Consider the following 19,048-nt stretch of genomic DNA (forward strand, 5'->3'; position numbering starts at 1 on the left):
AATCCGCTATCATTTCACCCATCAGTCCCTTCCGACATTCAAGCGCAGGAACGCCATGGATACGCAAGAACGCATCAAGCAAATCGTCGATCAAAACGCCGTCGTCCTTTTCATGAAAGGCACGGCGCAATTCCCGATGTGCGGCTTCTCCGGCCGCGCAATCCAGGTGCTCAAGGCATGCGGCGTCGATCAGATCATGACCGTGAACGTCCTCGAAGACGACGCGATCCGCCAGGGCATCAAGGAATTCTCCAACTGGCCGACCATTCCGCAGCTCTATGTGAAGGGCGAATTCATCGGCGGCTCGGACATCATGATGGAGATGTACCAGTCGGGCGAACTGCAGCAACTCTTCGCCGCGGCCTGAGTTTTCACCAGTGAGCGCGCCCGCTGCCGCAAAGCGACGGCTCATCGTCGCGATAACCGGTGCAACGGGCGCCATCTACGGCGTGCGTCTGCTCGAGACGCTGCGCCGGCAAGGCGGCGTCGAGACGCATCTTCTTGTCTCCAGCGCCGGCTGGCTCAATATCCAGCACGAACTCGATCTCGACAAGGCCACCGTTCACGCGCTGGCCGATGTCGTGCACAGCGTCCGCGATGTCGGCGCGAGCATCGCGTCGGGTTCCTTCGCGACCGACGGCATGGTCGTCGCGCCCTGCTCGATGCGCACGCTCGCGAGCGTCGCGCACGGTCTCTCCGACAATCTCATCACCCGCGCCGCCGACGTCGTGTTGAAGGAGCGCCGCCGCCTCGTGCTGCTCGTGCGCGAAACACCGCTCAACCTCGCGCATCTGCGCAACATGACGGCGGTCACCGAAATGGGCGGCGTGATCTTTCCGCCGCTGCCCGCGTTCTATCAGAAGCCCGCGACCATCGACGAAATGGTCGATCACTCGGTTGCGCGCGTGATCGATCTGTTCGGTTTCGCGCAGCCGGTCTCGGCGGCGTGGCAGGGTCTGCGCGGCGAAACCGACTGACGCTGGCGCGGTATCCGGCATTAGCAACAACGGCGACACAATTCGTTGCCGTGTGAGCCGTTTATCAACGACGCTCGCGGCCCTACATTGGATGGCAGATGCCACAGGAATTTTGCCGCCATGAGCCGACTGCCCACCGTTTTCATTTCCCACGGCGCGCCGACGCTGCCGATCGATCCGTCGATGCCGTCCGCCGAATTCGCGTCCCTCGGACAAACCCTGCCGCGCCCGCGCGCCATTCTGATGCTGTCGGCCCATTGGGGCACGGCCCAGCCGGTGGCGAGCACGGCCGAACGCCCGGAAACCATCCACGATTTTTACGGCTTTCCGCAGGCGCTCTACGAGCTGCGCTATCCGGCGCCCGGCGCGCCCGATCTCGCCAAACGCGCGGCCGGGCTGCTCGGCGCGCAGGGCATTGCCGCCGCGACGACCGATCACGGCCTCGATCACGGCGCATGGGTGCCGCTGCTGCTGATGTTCCCGGATGCGGACGTGCCGGTCACGCAACTGTCGATTCAGCCGCGCCTCGATGCCGCGCATCACTATCGCATCGGACGAGCCTTGCGCGATCTGCGCGATGACGGCGTGATGGTCGTCGGTTCGGGGCAGATCACGCATAACCTGCGCATGGCCGATTTCAGCGCGCGCCCGGAAGACGCCGATCCGCGCGTGACCGAGTTCACCGACTGGTTCGAGAGCCGCATGGCCGAACGCGACATCGACGCCCTGCTCGACTATCGCGCCCGCGCGCCGCACGCGGCGCTGATGCACCCGACCGACGAGCATCTGCTGCCCGTGTTCAGCGCGCTCGGCGCGGCGGCGGATGATTATCGGCTCGGCATCCAGTCGCTCGGCACGTTCCAGCGCGCGCTCGCGATGACGAACTACGTCTTCACCGACGCCTGATCGCAAAAAAGCCCGCCTGATCGCTCAGGCGGGCTTTTTACTGTCGAACCGAAGCGCTCAGGCGCCGACTTCGTGAAGAATATCGTCGCGGCTTTCGCGTTCGTCGAGATACGTCGTGCGATAGCCCGTGTGCACGCCCCAGTAATAGAAGATCAGCGCGAGCACCGTGACCGCCGCCATATCCCAGCCATACGGCAGAAGCCCGCTGCCGCCGAAGTCCTTGCTGCCGATCAGCGACATCACCGCCATCGACGGCAAATAGGCCACCAGCCACCACGCCGCCTTGAGATCGCGGCCCCAGCCCGCGAATCCCGTCTTGCTCTGATAGTAGAAGTACACGGGCAGCGCGACGACCATCAGCAGAATGATTTCGCCGGTCAGCGGCCACTTCGCCCAGAACAGGACGAGCGACGCGCACACGAATGCGAACGGCGCGATCACGCCCATCAGCGGCAGCTTGAGCGGACGGTCGAGATCGGTGGCCGAGCGGCGCAGCGCCATCAGGCTGACCGGGCCGGTGAGGTACGAAATCACGGTCGCGACCGAAATCACCGCCGCGAGCGAGCTCCAGCCGCGGAAGAAGAACAGGAAGATGAACGCGACGATCAGGTTGAACCACATCGCCGGACGCGGCACGCCGTAGAACGGATGCACGCTGCCGAACATCTTCGGCATCGTGTTATTGCGCTGCATCGCGTAGATCATGCGCGTCGTCGTCGCCATGTAGGTCGTGCCGGTGCCGCTCGGGCTGACGAAAGCGTCGATATACAACAGGATCGCGAGCCAGTTCAGATTCAGCGCGAGCGCCAGTTCCGCGAACGGCGACGCGAAATCGAAGTGCGACCAGCCCTTCATGACGTCGCCGGGGCTCACCGCGCCGATATACGCCACTTGCAGCAGCACGTAGATCACGAGCGCGAGCAGAATCGAGCCGATCACGGCGAACGGCACGCTGCGCGCCGGATGACGCGCTTCGCCCGCCAGGTTCACCGGGCTCTGGAAACCGTTGAAGCTGAACACGATGCCGCTCGTCGCCACCGCCGTCAGCACGGCCGGCCAGCCGTAAGGCGCGAAGCTCGACGCCGTGCCGAAGTTCTCCGAGTGGAAGCCGCTGAACATGAGGCCCGCGATGGTCGCGCCCGGAATCAGGAACTTGAAGATCGTGATGGCGGAATTCGCGCGCGCGAACACCTTCACGCCCCAGTAGTTCAGCATGAAGTAGACGATCACGAGCAGCGCCGAGAGCGCGAGGCCCATCGGTGTGAGCGATTCGTTGACGAAGAGCGCATGCGCCCAGTCATACGGCCAGGTGCTCATGTATTGAATCGACGCCTCGGCTTCGATCGGAATGACCGAGACGATCGCGATCCAGTTGGCCCACGCGCTGATGAAGCCGACGAGCGCGCCGTGCGAATAGCGCGCGTAGCGCACCATGCCGCCGGATTCGGGGAACATCGCGCCGAGCTCGGCGTAAGTCAGTGCGATCGCGAGGATCACGACCGCGCCGATCACCCACGCGACGATCGCCGCTGGCCCGGCGATCTTCGCGGCTTTCCATGCGCCGAACAGCCAGCCTGAACCGATGATGGACCCGAGGCCGGTCAGCAATAGCGCCATCGGACCGATATTTCTTTGTATCGAACTCTTCAACTTGTTCTCCAGTGTCTCGCGCCGCGCGCGCATCGCCCGCGGCCTGCCGTGCTGCGGCCGCCGTGGATGCCAGGAAACGGTCCCGGCGATCCGGCGATGCCGGTGCAACCCTTAAAGCGGGGCGTAGTTTAACGGTTGCACCTTTCGAATGCAGTGAACACTGGGAACAAAATCGTCTCAAATCGGGATTTTTGAGGCAAAACAATTGCAGAATTGCAAGCTTTGTAATGTTTGCTTGCACATCTCAAAAAAACCCTTGAGAGTTGTCGGAAATGAATTGACCGGGCAATCGTTTCGCCGTATAAAGCTTCTTGCAGGATTTCAAGTGGCGAGTGAATTGGTTCTTTCGAGTTCGCCATCACGGTACTCCGGTTGGTCCCATTGCCCCTTCCTTGATTTTCCGCACCCTTGGGCTTCGGCCTTATTCATCAATTTTTTGGAATACGTAACATGGAAACCGGTACCGTCAAGTGGTTCAATGACGCAAAGGGCTTTGGCTTCATCACTCCGGATGGCGGCGGCGAAGATCTGTTCGCGCACTTCTCGGAAATCCGCATCGAAGGCTTCAAGACGCTTCAGGAAAACCAAAAGGTTACCTACGAAGTGAAGACTGGCCCGAAGGGCAAGCAAGCAGCGAACATCAAGCCGGCCTAAGCCCGCGAGAATTCGTATGAAAAACCCCGCCTAGGCGGGGTTTTTTATTTTCCGGCTCAGATTATTGCGGCGTCATCCGAAAATGCGCTGCGCGTAGATCCCGAGCCCCTTCGCCACGCTGGCGAGCCGATCGCCGAACACCGGCTGCGCGCCGGGCAGCGCCGCCGACAACGCTTCCGAAAGAAACCGCAAGCCGGTCGTGCCGCCCGTGAAATAAATGGCGCCCACGTCGGCGGGCGCAACGCCGGCACGTTTGAGCGTTTCGTGCGCCGCCTCGACGATGCGCCGCGTTTCATCGGCGCCGGCCGCGATCAGCTGCGCTTCGTCGAACGAAACGCGCAGCGCCTCTTCGATCTCTTCCATGTCGATTTCGGTCGTGCCGCCCGCGGCGACATCGATCTTCGCTTCCTCCGCATGCGCCGTCAGCGCGTGGCCCAGCCGGCGATCCACGACGCGCATCAGCCGATCGTGATGGCGCAAGTCGGTGTAGAGATGACGCATGAGTTGCAACTCGCTCACGCGCTTCGGCGTATAGACCGTGTTGATCAGATGCCAGGTCGCGAGGTCGAAATAGACGCGGCTCGGCAGTTCGCGCCCTTCCGGGTCGAGCGCCTGATAACCGAGTTCGCGCAGCACGGTCGCGAGCTCGACGCGACGGTCGAAGTCCGTGCCCGCGACATGCACGCCGTGATGGGCGAGCACGTCGCCCTTGCGCTCCAGATGACGCGCGCGCTCCGGGCCGACGCGCACGAGCGAAAAGTCCGACGTGCCGCCGCCGATATCCGCCACCAGCACGAGCCCCTCTTTCGTCAGACCGGCTTCGTAGTCGAAGGCTGCCGCGATCGGCTCGTACTGGAAGTGGATCTCGCGCAATCCGACCGCGTGCGCGCACGCCTCGAGCTGCTTTTGCGCGAGATGGTCCGCGCGCGGATCATCGTCGACGAAAAAGACCGGGCGGCCGAGCACCGCGCGCGTGAGCGGCTCGGGCGCGATCGCCTGCGCCCTCTGCTTCAGATGCTGCAGGAAGAGCGTGATGACGTCGGTATATTTGATCGCGGAGCCGTCGCCGAGGTCGGTGCTGTTGTCCGCGAGCGGCGAGCCGAGAATGCTCTTCATCGAGCGCATCAGACGGCCGTCGAAGCCGTCGATGTATGCTTCGAGCGCCGCCCGGCCGTAGGACTGGTTATCCTCGTCGGTGTTGAAGAAAACGGCGGTAGGCAATGTCGTCGCCTCGCCTTCGACGGGCGCCAGCCGGATCGACAAGCCGTCAGGAAGAGCGACGGCGGAGTTCGACGTGCCGAAATCGATCGCGCAATAAGTCATGGGCATCGGCGGCGTCATGAGAAACGCCGCATTCAAACATGGACGGGGTTTTTAACACGTTCCGGCACGCGCATCAACCGCATTACCGGCATTTTTAAACCATTGAGTTTATTCGACAAAAAGCGGAATGTAACTTGCTCGCCTGGCGCGCATTCGTCCACTTTTTCGCGTGTGTGAATCGCGATGCGAACGCATGCTTCATATCCATGAGCGAAACCGCCGCGCAACAGGAGAACCGTTTGAACGATAAAGCCAGCGAGCGCACCGGCATCATCGAAACGGATTTGCCGGGGCGCCTCGATCGTCTGCCGTGGGGACGCTTTCACACGTTAATCGTACTCGCGCTCGGCATCACGTGGCTGCTCGACGGGCTCGAAGTCACGCTCGCGGGCGCGGTCGCGAGCGCGCTCAAGACAAGCCCCGCGCTGCAGTTCTCCAATGCCGACGTCGGCATCGCCGGGAGCGCGTATATCGCAGGCGCGGTGCTCGGCGCGCTCGGCTTCGGCTGGCTCACGGACCGGCTCGGGCGTCGCAAGCTGTTCTTCATCACGCTCTTTCTCTACGTCGCCGCCACGGCCGCGACCGCGTTCTCGTGGAATCTCGCGACCTTCGTGCTGTTCCGCTTTCTTACCGGCGCGGGCATCGGCGGGGAATACACCGCGATCAATTCGACGATTCAGGAGTTCACGCCCGCCCGCTTGCGCGGCTGGACCGATCTCGCGATCAACGGCACGTTCTGGATCGGCGCGGGCATCGGCGCGGCAGGCTCGATCGTGCTGCTCGATCCCGCCCTGCTGCCGTCCGATTGGGGATGGCGCGCGTGCTTTCTCATCGGCGCGTTGCTCGGGTTGACGATTCTCTTCATGCGGATGTGGGTGCCGGAAAGCCCGCGCTGGCTCATCACGCATAATCGCGCGGAGGAAGCGAAGCAGATCGTCGAGGAGATCGAGGCGCATTTCCGGCAGCATGGCATTCCGATTCCCGATACGCCCGTGAAGCCGCTGCGCCTGCACGCACGCGAACAAACGCCGCTGCGGGAAGTCGTGCATACGCTCTTCAAGGCGCATCGCAGACGCTCGCTCGTCGGGCTCGTGCTGATGACGGCGCAGGCGTTCTTCTACAACGCCATCTTCTTCACCTACGCGCTCGTGTTGACCGATTTCTATCACGTGCCAGGCGATCACATCGGCTGGTATGTGCTGCCGTTCGCGGCGGGAAATTTTCTCGGTCCGTTACTGCTCGGCAAGCTCTTCGATGTGCTCGGCCGGCGCAGGATGATCGCGTTCACGTATGCGATGTCAGGCGTGTTGCTGACCGTGAGCGGCTGGATGTTCATGGACGGCATGCTCGACGTGACGACGCAGACCATCGCGTGGATGGTGATTTTCTTCTTCGCTTCCGCGGCGGCGAGCTCGGCGTACCTGACGGTGAGCGAGACGTTCCCGCTGGAGATTCGCGCGCTCGCCATCGCGGTGTTCTACGCGTTCGGCACGGCGCTCGGCGGCATCATCGGGCCGACGCTTTTCGGGCAACTGATCGATACGCACGAGCGCGGCGCCGTGTTCGCGGGCTATCTGATCGGCTCGCTGCTGATGATCGCGGCGGCGGTCGTCGCGGGCGTCTGGGGCGTCGCGGCGGAGCGCAAATCGCTGGAGGATGTCGCTCGTCCGCTCTCGGCCGCGGACGAGCCTTGAGGCTTACTTGAACGCCTTGTCCCACGCGCCTTCGAACGCGGTCTCGCCCAGCGTCTTGCGCGCACGCGGCGCGGCTTCACGTTCGCGCAACGCGTCGTCGAGTTGGCTCGCGTCGCCGTGATGGCCGATCGCGATCATCGCGATGATTTCGATGTCCGCGGGAATCGAAAACGCCTGACGGAATGCGTCGCGATCGAAGCCGCCCATCTGATGCGTCGCGAGGCCCAGCGCGTGCGCCTGCAGCGTGAGCGCCATCGCGGCCGCGCCGGTGTCGTACGTGGCGGTGCGGTTCGTATCGCCCTTCGGCGTGAGCGTCGACGCCGTCACGCAGACGAGCAACGGCACGTTTACGTTCCACTTCTGGTTCGACGGCGCGAGCGTGTCGAATGCGCGCTGAAACGCAGCTTCATTGCGATGACGGTCGAACGCGATGAAGCGCCACGGCTGCAGATTGTTCGACGACGGCGCCCAGCGCGCCGCTTCGAGCAGCCGATGCAACGTCGCGCGCTCGATCGGCGCATTGGAGAACGCGCGCGGGCTCCAGCGGCCGGCGATCAGTTCATGGATGTCGACGTCGGTCGGCGCGGGCTTCGTGGTCATGTTCTGTCCTTGTGTGTTGAAACGGCAAGCGACAAGGATAAACAAGCTCGCCCGCGCGTGCAGACCGTCAGGTTGTGGCGACGCCCATCGAGCGCTTCGCCCGATTGATGCGCAGCACCGTCACGGCCGCGACGAGGCACAGGCCGCCCGAGATCATCGTCGCGACGGTGTAGCTGCCGAGGCTCGAACGCAGCATGCCGCCGCCGAGCGCCGCGAACGCAGCGCCGAGCTGATGGCCCGCGACGACCCAACCGAACACGATCGGCGCGGATTCCTTGCCGTAGACATCGGTGGCGAGGCGCACGGTCGGCGGCACGGTGGCGATCCAGTCGAGACCGTAGAACACGGCGAAAAGCGGCAGGCCGAAGAAATCGATGCCGAACGCATACGGCAGGTAGATCAGCGACAGTCCGCGCAGGCCGTAGTACCAGAACAGCAGCACGCGCGCATTGAAGCGGTCCGAAAGCCAGCCGGAAAGCGTCGTGCCGAAGAGATCGAAGATGCCCATCGCGGCGAGCAGCGTCGCGCCCTGCACCTGCGTCATGCCGTAGTCGGAGCACATCGCGATCAGGTGCGTGCCGACGTAACCGTTCGTGCTCGCGCCGCAGACGAAGAAGCTGAAGAAGAGCAGCCAGAAATCACGCGTCTTGCTCGCCGACGCGAGCGTGCTGAACGCGACCTTGATCGGATTTTTCGGCGGCGGAATCGCGCCGGGCGGCAAATCAGCCTTCTCGCCGACGGGACGCAGCGACAGATCGGCGGGACGCTCCGGCAGCAGCCAGGCGACGAGCGGCAGCACGATCGCCGCCGCCGCCGCGACGACGAACACGACCGGCCGCCACCCGAAGTGCTCCGAAAGCGACGCGAGGAACGGCAGGAACACGAGTTGGCCGGTCGCCGAGCTTGCGGTGAGAATGCCCATCGCGAGACCGCGATGCGTGGTGAACCAGCGATTCACGATCGTCGCCGATAGCGTGAGCGCGGCCACGCCCGTCGCGCTGCCGACCATCACGCCCCAGACCAGCACCATTTGCCACGGCTCGGTCATCATCGACGAGATGCCGACGCCCGCCGCGAGCGTCGCGAGCGCGGCGAGCACGGTCGGACGCACGCCGAAACGCTGCATCGCCGCCGCCGCGAACGGCCCGGCGAGGCCGTAAAGCGCGAGATTGATGGAAATCGCCAGCGAGATCGTGCCGCGCGACCAGCCGAACTGCTTTTCCAGCGGCAACATCATGACGCTCGGCGTCGCACGCGTGCCGGCCGCCGCGAGCAACACGAAAAACACGACGCCCACCGCGATCCAGCCGTAATGCACCCGGCCGTTCAGCCGTCTCGCAACCCAATTCATCGCTGCTCCGTTTCGTTGATTTTTGCCGTGGGCGATACTTTCGTTACCGCTCTGTCACATCAGAGTTGCGAGCTTAGTTACCGATCGGTAACATGTCAAGCATGCAGCAGCATTCTTCGAGGAACCGACTTTGACCCGATCGACCGACGACCAGCCGAAAACTCACGCCCGTCGCGGTGCCCGCACCGACGGCGCGACGGCGCAGGAGCAATTGCTCGACGCGGCGCAGGAGCTGTTCTATCGCGAGGGCATCCGCGCGATCGGCGTCGATGCCGTCGTGGAGCGCGCGGGCGTCAACAAGATGAGTTTGTACCGGCGCTTCGCGTCGAAGGACGAGCTCGTGGTCGCGTATCTGGAACGCATGGACGAAGGCTTCCGGCGGCGCTTCGAGGCGAGCGTCGCGAAACATCCGGGCGAACCGGCGAAACAGATGATTCAGGCGCTCGAAGATCTGGTTAAGCGGGCGTCGTCGCCGGATTATCGCGGCTGTCCGTTCGTGAACATCGCGTGCGAATTCGGCGATCCGGCTCATCCCGCGCGGCAATTGGTCGAGCGCAACAAAAGTTATTTGATGACGCGCCTCGTCGAAATTTCGACGGCCGCCGGAGCGGATAATCCGGTTGAACTGGCGGAATCGCTCGCGTTGCTGGTCGACGGCATCTACGCGACGAGCCAGACATACGGCCCCGGCTCGGGCCCGCTGCTCGCGGCGCCGCGCATCGCGCGCACGCTGATCGACGCGGCGTGCCCCGCGCATGCAAACAGGAAGGTTCATGACTGACAGCAGCACCCGCGACGAAGTAATCGCGGCGACTCAGCACTGGCTCACCCGCGCGGTGATCGGCCTCAACTTGTGCCCATTCGCGAAGAGTGTGCATGTCAAAAAACAGATTCGCTATGTGGTAAGCGAGGCGCGCGGCGTGGACGATCTGGTCGTGGAACTGACCGACGAACTTCGTCTGCTGCACGACACCGATCCCGAATCCGTCGACACCACGTTGTTCATCACGCCGCACGCGTTCGCCGATTTCGCCGACTACAACGACGCCCTTTTCTTTGCCGAACGCCTGCTCGATCAGTTGGGGCTCGCGGGCGAATTGCAAATCGCAAGCTTTCATCCGGACTATCAGTTCGAAGGCACCGCGCGCGACGATATCGACAACTACACGAATCGCGCGCCGTATCCGATCTTTCATCTGCTGCGCGAAGCGAGCATCGATCGCGCTGTCGATGCATTCCCCGATGCATCGGACATCTACGAACGCAACATCGAAACGCTGCGCCGTCTCGGGCACGACGGCTTCAAGGCGTGGATGGACAAATCCTGATCAAGGCGCGGGCGCGAAGAAGCGCTTGCGCAATTCTTCGAGCCCGAGCGTCTCGAGCACATCCGACAGTCTTTGCGCGGGGCGGCCGCGCGGCAGGTCCTTGAACTGCGCGACGATGAGCTCGTTTTTCATCGAATGCTCCCAGCCCACGAGCTCCGTCACGCTCACCTGATAGCCGTGCGATTCGAGTTGCAGACAACGCAGCACGTTCGTGATCTGGCTCCCGAATTCCCTCGTATGCAGCGGATGCCGCCACATTTCGGTGAGCACGTTCTTCGAGAGCGAATGCCCCTTGTTCTTGCGCAGCACCGAGGCCACTTCCGCCTGACAGCACGGCACCACGACGATGTACTTCGCGTTCTTCTGCAGAGCGAACTGGATGGCGTCGTCGGTGGCGGTGTTGCATGCGTGCAGCGCGGTGACGATATCGATCGAATCAGGCAGACGATCCGAATCAATTGATTCGGCCACCGACAGATTCAGAAATGACATCCCTGTAAACCCGAGGCGCGCGGCCAATTCTTCCGATTTCTTTACGAGCTCTTCGCGCGTCTCGATTCCAAAGATGTGTGACCGATCGCGCAGAGATTTGAAGAAGAGATCGTAGAGAATGAACCCGAGATAAGACTTGCCCGCGCCGTGGTCGACGAGCGATACGGCCCCCTGGCGCGCATGCACCTCGGCAAGAAGCGGTTCGATGAACTGATAGAGGTGATAGACCTGTTTCAGCTTGCGGCGGCTGTCCTGATTCATCTTGCCGTCGCGCGTGAGGATATGGAGTTCCTTCAGCAGTTCGATCGACTGGCCTGGACGGATCTCGTGTTTGGTGGAGGGGTCGGGTGTGCCCGGAGCCGACGTGGAGGACTTCCTGGTCATCTTGAAGGTGTGTTGAATAAAAAAAGCAGAGCAGTTTGCGCCGAATGTGCGCTAACCGCTGGTTCTGCCGTCTCAAAAGGGGAAGTTTACCCAAAAGCGCGAAGACGCTCTTTGTTCCAGCCGCTGGATCATCGGCCAATGCGTGTTAGCAAACGCGTGGAACGGTTTGTGCATCGTCACGACAGTGAGGCCACTGGAACAGACGACACAGCGTGGCCTCGGGCCGCGACCGATGCAGCAAGCAGGAGCAACAAGCTGGTAACAAGCCGCGCCTCGACACGTGGAACGTCGTCACCCGCGCCCAGCCTTGTTACGTAACACCTAACGCACAGCGCGGCGAATGCGACTCGCCCGCGCCATGAACATGAGAGGACGGCGATGGATGCGATCCCGGACAAGAAAGCAGAGAAACAATTTCAGGAGATGCTCGCAGCACTGACCGCGATGCCTGCGTGGAGTGAAAAGCAGCAGCTCGAACTGGAAATGGCCCGAGAGATTTCCGTGGAAATGTTGCGCCTCGCCGAGTCGATGCGCGATGGTTCCACCGACATCGAGACCTGCCTGACGATGCTGAAGTATGCCAAGGTGATGGACTTCGTCCTGACGACGCTCGCCTCGCGCCGGGATATCGCGCCGCAAACGCTGCGCGTCATCTTCAAGCTGGCGGGTCTGAAGGTCGATGAAGCCTATCCGGGCTGACGCGATCGCGGCTCCGAAACCGGCGCGCGTCCCGAGCGCGCGCCGGAGTCAGTTCTTGCGCCTCGTCATCAGACGCGCCGCGGACTGACGCATGTGCCGCTGCATGGCGGCCTGCGCCTGTATTGCGTCGCGCGCTTCCAGCGCTTCCAGAATTTCCCGATGCTCGCCGAGCGCGGCGGCCCAGGTTTCCTCCCCTTCGAAGTGCCCACGCAATGTCGATGACAGCGGGCTGTGCCGCTCGTCGTACAGACTGCCGACCGTGCGCACCAGCACGTCGTTGCCCGTCATCTGCGCAATCGCGATGTGAAACGCGCGATCGGCCGCCATCGGCACCTGCCCGTTCTCGACTTCGCGCGCCATCGTCTCGTACACCGTGCGCAGCGCTTTCAGCTCCTTCGGCTTCGCGAACGGCGCGACGCACGCCGCGATCGCGCCTTCGATCACGCTGCGCGCGTTCATGATCTCGATCGGGCTTTCGCCCAGCTCCGCCTCGGTCGTCGGCGGTTTGGCCGCGGGCGTCGCGACGATATACACGCCCGAGCCCATGCGGATTTCGACGCGCCCTTCCAGTTCCAGCGCGACGAGCGCTTCGCGCACCGACGGCCGCGACACGCCGAGCGTCTGCGCGAGTTCGCGCTCGGACGGCAGACGGCCGTTCGGCGCGAAATCCTGCTGCTCGATCAGCCCGCGCAGCTTGTCGGCGATCTGTAGATAGAGGCGGCGCGTTTCGACTGGTTTCACGCTCACGTGCTGTCTCCTGCTTTTTTGTCTCGGGGAAAACGTGGATTGTAATCAGCGGAAGGGCTAACGCACCGTGGGGCGGGCGTTTGCCGTCGTTCAGTCGATTATAAGTGGCTTGACCAATTCTATTTCAAGACACTAGTATGCAATCCGGTAAGGCCAGGTGGCCAATTTTTTTACGGCGATCTGGAACCGTTCCCACACGAATCAGCCCCCGTACCGAGCCCTCGCGACGAGCGGCACGCGCAAACATGAACAATCCGATTCTCCAATTCGGCACCAGCCGTTTTCTGCAGGCGCACGTCGATTTCTTCGTAGCCGTCGCGGCGCGCCGCGATCCGGCGTCGTCGCTCGGCAAGATCACCGTCGTCCAGACCACGTCCAGCGCCGACAGCCGTGCGCGCGTCGAGGCGTTGCGCTCGGCGGGCCGCTATCCCGTGCGTATCCGCGGACTGCAGCGAGACGAAACGGTCGATATGACCATCGAATGCGATTCGATCACCGAGGCTTTGCACGCGAACGAGGACTGGCCGCTGCTGATCGAGCGCATGAAGCGCGACGTGAAGGTGATCGTCTCGAACACGGCCGACGCCGGCTATGCGCTCTTCGACGAAGACACGGCCGATCTGCTCGACGGCCAGCGCACGCCGCGCGGCTTCGCGGCGAAGCTCGCGGTGCTGCTCCACGCGCGGTATCGGGCCGGCGCGGCGCCGATCACGCTCCTTCCCTGCGAACTGGTTTCGCGCAACGGCGACACATTGCGCGACCTGGTCATCGGCGTCGCGCGCGGCTGGAACGTCGACGAAGCGTTCATCGGCTATCTGACGAAAGACTGCGTGTGGATCAATTCGCTCGTGGACCGCATCGTGTCGGAGCCGATCCAGCCGGTCGGCGCGATCGCCGAACCGTACGCGCTGTGGGCGATCGAGCGGCAGGCGGGCGTGGTGCTGCCGTGCGAGCACGAGGACATCGTCGTCACCGACGATCTCGCGCACTACGAGCGTCTCAAGCTGCTGATGCTGAACCTCGGCCACACGATGCTCGCCGAAATCTGGCGCGCGCGCGATGGCGCCGCCGACATGACCGTGCTCGACGCGATGCGCGATCCGGCGTATCGCGAGCCGCTCGAAGCGGTGTGGCGTGACGAAGTGCTGCCGGTGTTCGCGGCGCTCGGCAAGCGCGACGTCGCGGAGGAATACCTCGCGAGCGTGCGCAATCGCTTCGAAAACCCGTTTCTCGTGCATCGGCTTGCGGACATCGCGCGCAATCACGACGAAAAGAAGGGTCGGCGCTTTCAACCGGTCATCGATCTCGCTCACGAACTGAAGCTCGATATCGAGCAGAAACGTCTGCGCGACGCACTCGCCGCGCACTGAAGCACCTCGCGAGATCCGCCGAAGAAGCGGACCGCGTTTTCCGAATTCCTTTTGAATCACGACTCACCGCGCCGGCATCGCGGGACGTCGAAATGAATGAAGTGCCGCCCACTGAGGAGACAAACGATGCGCAAAATGCGTTGGGTAGTGATATTTCTGGCTTTTCTGGCAATCGCGATCAATTACATCGATCGCGCGAACCTCGCGGTCGCCGCGCCGCAAATCGAGAAGGCGCTCAACATCGGTCCGGCTGAAATGGGCTTCATCCTGAGCGGTTTCTTCTGGAGCTACGCGCTCATGCAGATGCCGTTCGGCTGGTTCGTCGACCGCGTCGGCGCACGCATCGCGCTGCCGCTCGCGGTGGGCTGGTGGTCGGTGTTCACGGCGCTGACCGCCGCCGCGACGAGCGTCGTCGGCATGTTCGGCTGCCGCCTGATGCTCGGCGTCGGCGAGGCAGGCGCGTATCCTTCATGCGCGAAGCTCGTGTCGCAATGGTTCACGAAATCGCAGCGCGCGTTCGCGACCAGCATCTTCGATAGCGGCTCGCGCGTGGGCTCCGCTCTCTCGATTCCGGTCGTCGCGCTCATCATCAGCTCGTTCGGCTGGGAAGCGTCCTTCGTCATCACGGGCGTGATCGGCTTCGTGTGGATTCTGGGCTGGTTCCTGATCTACCGTAACAAGTCGAAGGGCGATCTGACGGGCGAAACGGATGTCGCGCCGGTTCCGGTCGCACCGAAGAACAAGGTGTCGTGGGCGTCGCTGTTCAAGTACCGCACGCTGTGGGGCATGATGCTCGGCTTCTTCTGCCTGAACTTCGTCATCTACTTCTTCATCACCTGGTTCCCGAGCTATCTCGTGCAGGCGCATGGCTTCTCGCTGAAGTCGCTCGGCACGCTGGGCACGATTCCCGCGCTGATGTCGATTCCGGGCGGCTGGCTGGGCGGCTTCGTGTCCGACTCGCTCTTCAAGCGCGGCTGGAGCCTCACCGCCGCACGCAAGACCTGCATGGTCGGCGGCATGCTGATGTCGTCGGTCATCACGCTCTGCGCGTTCGTGACCAACATCTATCTGATGCTCGCGTTCTTCGGCATCGCTTACGCCAGCCTCGCGTTCGCCGCTGCGTCGATCTGGTCGCTGCCGAGCGACGTCGCACCGACGCCGGATCACGTCGCATCGATCGGCGGTATCCAGAACTTCGCGTCGAATCTGGCGGGCATCGTCATCACGACCTTCACCGGCGTGATGCTCGCGATCACCAAGGGCTCGTTCGTGATTCCGCTGTGTGTCGCGGGCGGCTTCTGCTTCCTCGGCGCGTTCAGCTATCTTGTGATCGTCGGCAAGATCGAACCGCTCAATCGTGCCGACGACGAACAAGCCCGGCGCGACGATCGCGCACCTTCCACGGTCTGAGTCTGAGAAAAACCATGTCCACCACATCCACCGACCATGCGGTCATCCGGCTGCATCCCAACGACGACGTCGTGATCGCGACACGTCAGTTGCTCTCCGGCGCGCGGATCGCGTCGGAGGATCTCGTCGTCGCCGGTCTGATCCCGCCGGGACACAAGATCGCGACGCGTGATATCGCCGCGGGCGCGCCCGTCAAGCGCTACAACCAGGTCATCGGCGTGGCGCGCGAGGCAATCGCGCGCGGGCAGCACGTGCATACGCACAATCTGTCGATGGCCGATTTCGCGCGCGAGCACGAATTCGGCGTCGATCTGCATCCGACGCCGTTCGTCGACAAGCCCGCGACCTTCATGGGCATTCGCCGCGACGATGGCCGCGTCGCGACGCGCAACTTCGTCGGCGTGCTGACGAGCGTGAACTGCTCGGCGACGGTCGCGCGCGCGATCGCCGATCATTTCCGGCGCGACGTGCATCCGGAAGCGCTCGCGGAATATCCGAACGTGGATGGCGTGATCGCGCTCACGCATGGTCTCGGATGCGGCATCGACATGCAGGGCGAAGGTCTCGGCATTTTGCGCCGCACGCTCGCGGGTTACGCGGTGCATCCGAACTTTCATGCGGTGCTGTTCGTCGGCCTCGGATGCGAGACGAATCAGATCTCGGGCGTGCTCGAATCGAGCGGCCTGAAGGACGGCGAAAAGCTGCGCAGCTTCACGATTCAGGACAGCGGCGGCACGAGAAAGACGATCGAGCGCGGCATCGCGCTCGTGAAGGAAATGCTCGCGGACGCGAATCGTGTGCAGCGCGAGCCGGTGCCGGCTTCGCATCTGATCGTCGGATTGCAGTGCGGCGGATCGGATGGCTATTCGGGCATTTCCGCCAATCCCGCGCTCGGCGCGGCGGTGGACAGGCTCGTCGCGCATGGCGGGACGGCGATTCTCTCCGAAACGCCTGAAGTCTATGGCGCCGAACATCTGCTGACGCGGCGCGCGGTGAGCCGCGAAGTCGGTGAAAAGCTGCTCACGCGTATCAAGTGGTGGGAAGAGTACTGCGCACGCAACGGGGCCGCGATGGACAACAATCCGTCGGCGGGCAACAAGGTCGGCGGACTGACGACGATTCTTGAGAAGTCACTCGGCGCGGTCGCAAAGGGCGGCACGACGAATCTCGTCGAGGTGTATGAGTACGCTCAGCATATCGACGCCAAGGGCTTCGTCTTCATGGATTCGCCCGGCTACGATCCGATGTCCGCGACGGGCCAGGTTGCATCGGGCGCGAACCTGATCTGCTTCACGACGGGACGCGGCTCGGCTTACGGCTGCGCGCCCTCGCCTTCGCTCAAGCTCGCGACGAATACCGCGCTGTGGGAGCGACAGGAAGAGGATATGGATATCAACTGCGGCGGCGTGATCGACGGTTCCGCGACCATCGAGCAGCTCGGCGAACAGATCTTCCAGATGATGCTCGATTGCGCGTCAGGCGTGGCGTCGAAGAGCGAACTGCATGGGTATGGGCAGAGTGAATTCGTGCCCTGGCAGGTAGGTGTGGTGACCTGATTTTTGTTTCCGCTGTTTCGATCGAAAGGCGCGTCGCTTGATGGACGCGCCTTTTTTGTTCAGGCGGTTGCCGCGTAGTCGGCCATCATCTTCAACGCTACGGCTTCAGCGACTTCGATCCCGTCGATCGCCGCGGAATAGATGCCACCCGCATAGCCCGCGCCCTCGCCCGCCGGGTACAAGCCTTCGACGTTCATGCTCTGATAATCGTCCTTGCGACGCACGCGCAACGGTGAGGACGTGCGCGTCTCCACGCCCGTCAGCACGGCGTCGTGCATCGCGAAGCCTTTGATCTTCTTGTCGAGTTCGGGCAAGGCTTCGCGGATCGCTTCGATCACGTAGTCGGGAAGCGCGGTACTCAGATCGGTCGGCTTCACGCCCGGCTTGTACGAAGGAATGACCGAGCCCAGCGACGTCGAAGCTCGACCCGCGATGAAATCGCCGACGAGTTGCCCCGGCGCACAATAGTCGCCGCCGCCGAGCTCGAATGCGCGCTCTTCCCACTTGCGCTGAAATTCGATGCCGGCGAGCGGGCCGCCGGGGTAATCCTCCGGCGTGATGCCCACGACGATGCCGGCATTCGCGTTGCGTTCGGCGCGCGAATACTGACTCATGCCATTGGTCACGACGCGCCCCGGCTCCGATGTCGCCGCCACGACCGTGCCGCCCGGGCACATGCAGAAGCTGTAGACCGCGCGGCCGTTGCTGCAGTGATGGACCACCTTGTAGTCGGCTGCGCCCAGTCGTTCGTGACCGGCGAATTTGCCGAACCGGCTCCGATCGATCACGCCTTGCGGATGCTCGATGCGAAATCCGAGCGAAAACGGCTTCGCTTCCATATAGACGCCGCGCTCGTGCAGCATCTTGAACGTGTCGCGCGCGCTATGGCCGACGGCCAGCACGACGTGATCGCAGCGCAGCGTTTCGCCGGTCGACAGGCGCAGTCCACGGACCTTGCCGTTATCGATGTCGATGTCCTCGACCCGATGCTGGAATCGCACTTCGCCACCGAGTTGATGGATCTGCGCGCGCATCTTCTCGACCATGCTCACGAGCCTGAACGTGCCGATGTGCGGGCGGCTCAAGTAAAGGATGTCTTCGGGCGCGCCAGCCTTCACGAATTCGTCGAGCACCTTGCGGCCGTAATGCTTCGGGTCCTTGATCTGGCTGTAGAGTTTGCCGTCGGAGAACGTCCCGGCGCCACCCTCGCCAAACTGTACGTTCGATTCCGGGTTGAGCTCATTTTTGCGCCAAAGACCCCAAGTATCTTTCGTCCGTTCGCGCACGGCTTTACCGCGCTCGAGGATGATCGGGCGAAAGCCCATCTGCGCGAGAATCAAGCCAGCAAAGAGCCCGCACGGTCCCATGCCGATCACGACGGGGCGCAGCATCGACGAACGCGCCGGTGCTTGAGCGACGAATCGATAGGTCATGTCCGGCGTAACCGCGACGTGCGGATGAGGACGCGCTTCCAGACGCTTCAATACCGATGCTTCGTCCTGCAATTCCACGTCGATGATGTACGTGAGTTTGATGTCGGAGCGCTTGCGGGCATCGTGCGCTCGGCGAAATACCTGGAAGCTCACGAGTTCATTCACATCGACGCCGATCTCTGCGAGACGCGCGTGTACCGCAGGTTCGATAGCCGATTCGAGGTGATCGAGCGCGAGCTTGATTTCGCTTAAACGTAGCATGGGAAGTCGACGGCACTGGCCGTGATTTTGGAATACGTGGGGGGATTTTAGCGCTTGAGAGAGGAGCCGCATTGCTTCGAGACTGCGTGCCCCAACGCAAAAACCCCACCTTTTCGGGGTGGGGTTTTTGTTTGTTGCATGAGGAGCCTGACGATTACCTACTTTCACACGGGTGATCCGCACTATCATCGGCGTGGAGTCGTTTCACGGTCC

At 62.9% G+C, this 19,048-nt stretch carries 18 protein-coding genes; 11 read left to right on the forward strand and 7 right to left on the reverse strand.

The annotated features are described in order from the left end of the window. Positions 1 to 55 precede the first annotated feature (55 nt). The 3 genes from grxD to AWB78_RS32205 all read left to right on the forward strand — a co-directional run bounded on the left by grxD (position 56) and on the right by AWB78_RS32205 (position 1,883). A complete protein-coding gene (gene grxD, locus AWB78_RS32195) occupies positions 56 to 367 on the forward strand; it encodes a Grx4 family monothiol glutaredoxin (protein ID WP_062610670.1) in 312 nt (103 codons plus the stop codon). Positions 368 to 377: 10 nt separating this feature from the next. After that, entirely contained in the window at positions 378 to 977 is a 600-nt protein-coding gene (locus AWB78_RS32200; protein WP_062610671.1) for a UbiX family flavin prenyltransferase, read from the forward strand. A 120-nt stretch (positions 978 to 1,097) separates the two neighbouring features. Beyond that, positions 1,098 to 1,883, forward strand: coding sequence for a DODA-type extradiol aromatic ring-opening family dioxygenase (locus tag AWB78_RS32205; protein ID WP_062610672.1), 786 nt, complete (start codon positions 1,098 to 1,100; stop codon positions 1,881 to 1,883). Between the two features lie 57 nt (positions 1,884 to 1,940). On the opposite strand, the gene AWB78_RS32210 is transcribed toward AWB78_RS32205, so the two are convergent. Further along, entirely contained in the window at positions 1,941 to 3,533 is a 1,593-nt protein-coding gene (locus AWB78_RS32210; protein WP_096031879.1) for an APC family permease, read from the reverse strand. 450 nt (positions 3,534 to 3,983) lie between these two features. Between AWB78_RS32210 and AWB78_RS32215 the strand changes: the two genes are divergently transcribed. After that, positions 3,984 to 4,187: a cold-shock protein gene (locus AWB78_RS32215; protein WP_016346375.1), complete on the forward strand. Its 204-nt coding sequence runs from the start codon at positions 3,984 to 3,986 to the stop codon at positions 4,185 to 4,187. 72 nt (positions 4,188 to 4,259) lie between these two features. On the opposite strand, the gene AWB78_RS32220 is transcribed toward AWB78_RS32215, so the two are convergent. Next, positions 4,260 to 5,510, reverse strand: a complete 1,251-nt coding sequence (locus AWB78_RS32220; protein WP_062610687.1) for an Hsp70 family protein — start codon at positions 5,508 to 5,510, stop codon at positions 4,260 to 4,262. Between the two features lie 206 nt (positions 5,511 to 5,716). Here AWB78_RS32220 and AWB78_RS32225 point away from each other — a divergent pair, with 206 nt between their 5' ends. Next, positions 5,717 to 7,204 (forward strand): MFS transporter, encoded by a 1,488-nt coding sequence (locus tag AWB78_RS32225; protein WP_198399399.1) that lies wholly within the window; start codon positions 5,717 to 5,719, stop codon positions 7,202 to 7,204. 3 nt (positions 7,205 to 7,207) lie between these two features. On the opposite strand, the gene AWB78_RS32230 is transcribed toward AWB78_RS32225, so the two are convergent. After that, a complete protein-coding gene (locus AWB78_RS32230; RefSeq protein WP_062610673.1) occupies positions 7,208 to 7,804 on the reverse strand; it encodes a nitroreductase family protein in 597 nt (198 codons plus the stop codon). A gap of 67 nt (positions 7,805 to 7,871) precedes the next feature. Continuing rightward, positions 7,872 to 9,155 (reverse strand): MFS transporter, encoded by a 1,284-nt coding sequence (locus AWB78_RS32235; protein ID WP_062610674.1) that lies wholly within the window; start codon positions 9,153 to 9,155, stop codon positions 7,872 to 7,874. Positions 9,156 to 9,285: 130 nt separating this feature from the next. Here AWB78_RS32235 and AWB78_RS32240 point away from each other — a divergent pair, with 130 nt between their 5' ends. Next, the gene (locus AWB78_RS32240; RefSeq protein ID WP_062610675.1) at positions 9,286 to 9,936 is read left to right on the forward strand and encodes a TetR/AcrR family transcriptional regulator; all 651 of its coding nucleotides are present in this window, start codon (positions 9,286 to 9,288) and stop codon (positions 9,934 to 9,936) included. Continuing rightward, positions 9,929 to 10,483, forward strand: coding sequence for a DUF1415 domain-containing protein (locus tag AWB78_RS32245; protein ID WP_062610676.1), 555 nt, complete (start codon positions 9,929 to 9,931; stop codon positions 10,481 to 10,483). The genes AWB78_RS32240 and AWB78_RS32245 overlap by 8 nt, the downstream gene beginning before the upstream one ends. Here AWB78_RS32245 and AWB78_RS32250 read toward each other — a convergent pair whose 3' ends face one another. Beyond that, positions 10,484 to 11,359: a class I SAM-dependent methyltransferase gene (locus tag AWB78_RS32250; protein WP_062610677.1), complete on the reverse strand. Its 876-nt coding sequence runs from the start codon at positions 11,357 to 11,359 to the stop codon at positions 10,484 to 10,486. Between the two features lie 378 nt (positions 11,360 to 11,737). On the opposite strand from AWB78_RS32250, the gene AWB78_RS32255 reads away from it, so the two are divergent. Continuing rightward, positions 11,738 to 12,058, forward strand: a complete 321-nt coding sequence (locus AWB78_RS32255; protein ID WP_061125643.1) for a hypothetical protein — start codon at positions 11,738 to 11,740, stop codon at positions 12,056 to 12,058. A gap of 48 nt (positions 12,059 to 12,106) precedes the next feature. On the opposite strand, the gene AWB78_RS32260 is transcribed toward AWB78_RS32255, so the two are convergent. Further along, positions 12,107 to 12,805 (reverse strand): FadR/GntR family transcriptional regulator, encoded by a 699-nt coding sequence (locus AWB78_RS32260; RefSeq protein ID WP_062610678.1) that lies wholly within the window; start codon positions 12,803 to 12,805, stop codon positions 12,107 to 12,109. A gap of 245 nt (positions 12,806 to 13,050) precedes the next feature. Here AWB78_RS32260 and AWB78_RS32265 point away from each other — a divergent pair, with 245 nt between their 5' ends. The 3 genes from AWB78_RS32265 to AWB78_RS32275 all read left to right on the forward strand — a co-directional run bounded on the left by AWB78_RS32265 (position 13,051) and on the right by AWB78_RS32275 (position 17,141). Further along, positions 13,051 to 14,175, forward strand: coding sequence for a mannitol dehydrogenase family protein (locus tag AWB78_RS32265; RefSeq protein ID WP_062610679.1), 1,125 nt, complete (start codon positions 13,051 to 13,053; stop codon positions 14,173 to 14,175). Between the two features lie 126 nt (positions 14,176 to 14,301). Further along, complete coding sequence (locus tag AWB78_RS32270) at positions 14,302 to 15,585, forward strand: MFS transporter (protein ID WP_062610680.1); 1,284 nt, start codon at positions 14,302 to 14,304, stop codon at positions 15,583 to 15,585. 14 nt (positions 15,586 to 15,599) lie between these two features. After that, the gene (locus AWB78_RS32275; protein WP_062610681.1) at positions 15,600 to 17,141 is read left to right on the forward strand and encodes a D-arabinonate dehydratase; all 1,542 of its coding nucleotides are present in this window, start codon (positions 15,600 to 15,602) and stop codon (positions 17,139 to 17,141) included. A 59-nt stretch (positions 17,142 to 17,200) separates the two neighbouring features. On the opposite strand, the gene AWB78_RS32280 is transcribed toward AWB78_RS32275, so the two are convergent. Further along, the gene (locus AWB78_RS32280; protein ID WP_062610682.1) at positions 17,201 to 18,835 is read right to left on the reverse strand and encodes an NAD(P)/FAD-dependent oxidoreductase; all 1,635 of its coding nucleotides are present in this window, start codon (positions 18,833 to 18,835) and stop codon (positions 17,201 to 17,203) included. Positions 18,836 to 19,048: the final 213 nt, after the last annotated feature.

The sequence above is a fragment of the Caballeronia calidae genome (assembly GCF_900044055.2).
Taxonomy (GTDB): domain Bacteria; phylum Pseudomonadota; class Gammaproteobacteria; order Burkholderiales; family Burkholderiaceae; genus Caballeronia; species Caballeronia calidae.

Excerpts from the sequence above, each read along its gene's own strand:
- grxD (WP_062610670.1), top strand. The coding sequence starts at position 56 with ATGGATACGCAAGAACGCATCAAGCAAATCGTCGATCAAAACGCCGTC.
- AWB78_RS32205 (WP_062610672.1), top strand. The coding sequence starts at position 1,098 with ATGAGCCGACTGCCCACCGTTTTCATTTCCCACGGCGCGCCGACGCTG.
- AWB78_RS32215 (WP_016346375.1), top strand. The coding sequence starts at position 3,984 with ATGGAAACCGGTACCGTCAAGTGGTTCAATGACGCAAAGGGCTTTGGC.
- AWB78_RS32220 (WP_062610687.1), bottom strand. The coding sequence starts at position 5,510 with ATGACTTATTGCGCGATCGATTTCGGCACGTCGAACTCCGCCGTCGCT.
- AWB78_RS32225 (WP_198399399.1), top strand. The coding sequence starts at position 5,717 with ATGAGCGAAACCGCCGCGCAACAGGAGAACCGTTTGAACGATAAAGCC.
- AWB78_RS32230 (WP_062610673.1), bottom strand. The coding sequence starts at position 7,804 with ATGACCACGAAGCCCGCGCCGACCGACGTCGACATCCATGAACTGATC.
- AWB78_RS32235 (WP_062610674.1), bottom strand. The coding sequence starts at position 9,155 with ATGAATTGGGTTGCGAGACGGCTGAACGGCCGGGTGCATTACGGCTGG.
- AWB78_RS32245 (WP_062610676.1), top strand. The coding sequence starts at position 9,929 with ATGACTGACAGCAGCACCCGCGACGAAGTAATCGCGGCGACTCAGCAC.
- AWB78_RS32250 (WP_062610677.1), bottom strand. The coding sequence starts at position 11,359 with ATGACCAGGAAGTCCTCCACGTCGGCTCCGGGCACACCCGACCCCTCC.
- AWB78_RS32255 (WP_061125643.1), top strand. The coding sequence starts at position 11,738 with ATGGATGCGATCCCGGACAAGAAAGCAGAGAAACAATTTCAGGAGATG.
- AWB78_RS32265 (WP_062610679.1), top strand. The coding sequence starts at position 13,051 with ATGAACAATCCGATTCTCCAATTCGGCACCAGCCGTTTTCTGCAGGCG.
- AWB78_RS32270 (WP_062610680.1), top strand. The coding sequence starts at position 14,302 with ATGCGCAAAATGCGTTGGGTAGTGATATTTCTGGCTTTTCTGGCAATC.
- AWB78_RS32275 (WP_062610681.1), top strand. The coding sequence starts at position 15,600 with ATGTCCACCACATCCACCGACCATGCGGTCATCCGGCTGCATCCCAAC.
- AWB78_RS32280 (WP_062610682.1), bottom strand. The coding sequence starts at position 18,835 with ATGCTACGTTTAAGCGAAATCAAGCTCGCGCTCGATCACCTCGAATCG.